Consider the following 3,391-nt stretch of genomic DNA (forward strand, 5'->3'; position numbering starts at 1 on the left):
CATATGCCTCGTCTTCCGTAGCATCTAATATATTCGGTAATTGAGAATCAAACATGAACTTTCTGCGAGAGATAAGCAGTCTAGCATCCGGAAGTAAGCTTCTGATAAGACTGTTCGATAAATTGTTATTGAAGATCAGCCGGTATCGGAATACTTGGACATTGAAGTATTGATACGAAAATATCACATCGGAGAGAGAAAGCACAACCGAACTGTTTGAGCAAGAAAAAGCTCTATTTAAGCTCTCTATTAACTGTTCAGAGTAGGAAGACAAAACAAAGGGGAGCAAGAAATTCACTCCGCTTTGTAATGCAGACTCTACTTCGTACGAAAGGCAACGGGATAGATCGCCGGCCCCCTCTATATGAATGTAGTGGAGATTGGAAGATGTCCGAATGGTATGACATAAACTGACATGGGAAGCGGAACGGCAATGATAGAGTGAAAGAATATAGTTTATCGTATTGCGAAGCAACACATTGGCTGGTCGAAAAGATCATCTCATCTTTCAATACGTAATTCTCAGAGAGACGGATCAGCTTACCATTGAGGAGGAAAATGTTCCATCAGAGTTGAGGGATTTTTTTATTCATATGCAGCGTTCAAGAACATTGGCTTGATGGCAACAACTTCATCGTGTTCTTCCTGCGATACTTGTACGCTCGAATTAAGGGCTTGTAAGTCTTGTTTTACCACTTCTAACGCCTGTTCTTTCGTCTGGGCGCGTCCTTGTATCATTACGCGCTGCATCCGTTTTAACACGATCGGATGTGCGTATCGTGCCGGAACAGGAAAAGACGGATAGTCGTTTAAGTACGTCTTCATGCGCTCCTGAGACTGTGACTCATATTGCAGAACGGCTTTCTTGTTGTTTTTCGCGGTGGGAAGTACACTGAATCCAGCAAAGGTAAAGATTGCAGCTAAACCAAACAACGTAAAGTAAATGGCAAAGGTTCCGTGATGTACAAACGAGAAAATACCATAAATCAATGCTGCTAGGCCCAAAATCGTAATAGCCATTGCTGCCCAGCGATAGCTGGGACTAGTACACTGGTAAGCACGCTTTCGCTTTGCCGACTTGCTCAATTGGTCGCTCAGCTCTGGCTTTTGTTCCAGATACTCTATGGCGCATTGCAGGTCATCTATTTCTTGCTTGACAGAAGCAGACAAAGCTGGTCGAGAACGTTCTTCCTCTGCCAATTGTGCTTCGCGCTGGGCAAGACGTTTTTCCGCTTGCGCACTGACACGCTTAATTTGCGGCTGTTCCCGTGCAAGCAACGCTAACAGATCATCGACTTGATTTTCATACTTGAAATTGCACTGCTTTTGTTTTCCGTTATCGAATTCCACGACAAGGTATGCCATGCTGGCAAACATGCCCTTTCCGGAGAATCCGCCTTTGCTCATAGCAACGCGCTTAAAAACACGCTGCACAGCAGAAAAGGGAACATAATATTGCCGGTCGATAAAGAAACTGTTGAGATACAATGCCTTTTTGCCGACACCACAAGGACCGATTTTTCGGCAGGATTTTTTATCTTGTACCAATACTTGGTCGTCGATAGTCATTCGACTCAATGGAGAAGGCTTGAAAATCATAACGAAAACCTCACTTTTACGTTGCTAAAAAGGAAAGAGAAGAACAGCCAGCTGCTGACGGAGCAGCAGCTGGCTGTAGATTCAAATCACGCGATTATGCTTGAGAAGCTTTTGCAGAATGCTTCTTGGTTGCGTGCAGGAAGATGACTAACAGAACAGCTGCAAAGATAATGCCAATCGGATAAGCAACCGCTGTGTTGTAAATCGTTGTGCCATCTGCAGCCTTAGCGTTAATCAAACCACCGAGGCATTCCGGTGCAAGAATGAAGTATGTACAAGAAACTGCACTCATGAATGTCGCAGGTACTGCTGTGATCCAGAAGTTCTTCTTTTCGGTGAACAGATACATCGAAGCTGCCCACAATACAATCATAGCCAAGGTCTGGTTCGTCCAGCTGAAGTAACGCCAGATAACGGTGTAATCAATCGCACCGACTGCGTTACCGATACCAAGAATCGCACCGACGCCCAGAACCGGAATACACAGCTTCAAACGATTGAGATACGAACCCTGATCGACATGGAACCAGTCAGACAATGTCAGTCGAGCGGAACGGAATGCGGTATCGCCGGAAGTAATCGGGCAAACAACAACGCCAATCATAGCGAGGGCAATACCAACGCCGCCCATGGTCTTGGAACATACATCATAAATCGCTGCGGACTGACCTTCTGCCAATGCAGCAGCCAGACCAGTATTCAGACCGCCAGTAACCTTATACAGAGCACAACCGGCAGCAGCCCAAATCAATGCGATAATGCCTTCAGCGACCATAGCACCATAGAATACAAAGTGACCTTGTTTCTCACTCTTCATGCAGCGAGCCATCAGCGGGGACTGCGTGGAATGGAAACCGGAAATTGCACCGCAGGCAACTGTGATGAACATAAAGCTCCAAATCGGCGTGCCGGATGGATGCATGTTATACATATGACTCCAGATTTCCGGAATGGTGTAATCCGGGTTGGTGAAAATACCAAAGATAACACCGATTGCCATGATAATCAAGCAAAGGCCAAAAATCGGATAAATCTTACCGATAATCTTATCAATAGAGATAAAGGTTGCAATAAAGTAGTAAACCAGAATAATAATCAGCCAGAACAATGTCGTGGTAACAACACCGGACAGACCGCCGTTTTTACACAACGTGACGATCAGACCAGCAGGACCTACTGCAAATACCGTGCCGACCATAATCAGCAGGACAACGGAAAATACACGCATTACGTTCTGCATACCGGAACCTAAGTATTTACCGGTTACTTCAGCAACGGAACTGCCATCATTTCGCTCACTAATCATGCCTGAGAAGTAGTCGTGAACACCACCGGCAAAGATTGTGCCGAATGTAATCCACAAGAATACAACAGGTCCCCACAATGCACCCTGCATTGCGCCGAATATTGGACCAAGGCCTGCGATATTCAGCAGCTGAACCAAAAATAATTTCCACTGCGGCATAACAACGTAGTCAACACCATCGTTGATGCGCACAGCAGGAGTTTCACGGTCATCCGGACCGAAGGTGTTATCGACAATTTTGCCATAGGTGAAATAGCCGATAATCAGGAGAGCCAGACAAAGAATGAAGCTTAACATAATACGACCTCCTTTACATGAAACAGAGGGTCAGATAGATGGATTTCCAACTGATTTACTCTGCTTTCTTTATCTGTTATTATAGAGCTTTCGCGAGAAAATGCAAGGGTAAAATCAAAAAAATTGTAGAAAATATCCAAGAAATTGCAAAGATTACGTTAAAAATCCATATTTTGCAAAATAAAGAAA

General features: G+C 44.7%; 2 protein-coding genes. Both read right to left on the bottom strand.

Features of this window, described 5'->3' with window-relative positions; genetic code table 11:
* Nucleotides 1-585: 585 nt before the first annotated feature.
* Complete coding sequence (locus ACR0P9_RS09495) at nucleotides 586-1,599, bottom strand: ATPase P (protein WP_432619552.1); 1,014 nt, start codon at nucleotides 1,597-1,599, stop codon at nucleotides 586-588.
* Nucleotides 1,600-1,693: 94 nt separating this feature from the next.
* Nucleotides 1,694-3,202 (bottom strand): carbon starvation CstA family protein, encoded by a 1,509-nt coding sequence (locus tag ACR0P9_RS09500; RefSeq protein ID WP_432619554.1) that lies wholly within the window; start codon nucleotides 3,200-3,202, stop codon nucleotides 1,694-1,696.
* Nucleotides 3,203-3,391: the final 189 nt, after the last annotated feature.

It is taken from the genome of Butyricicoccus sp. (genome assembly GCF_050872565.1).
Classification (GTDB): domain Bacteria; phylum Bacillota; class Clostridia; order Oscillospirales; family Butyricicoccaceae; genus Butyricicoccus_A.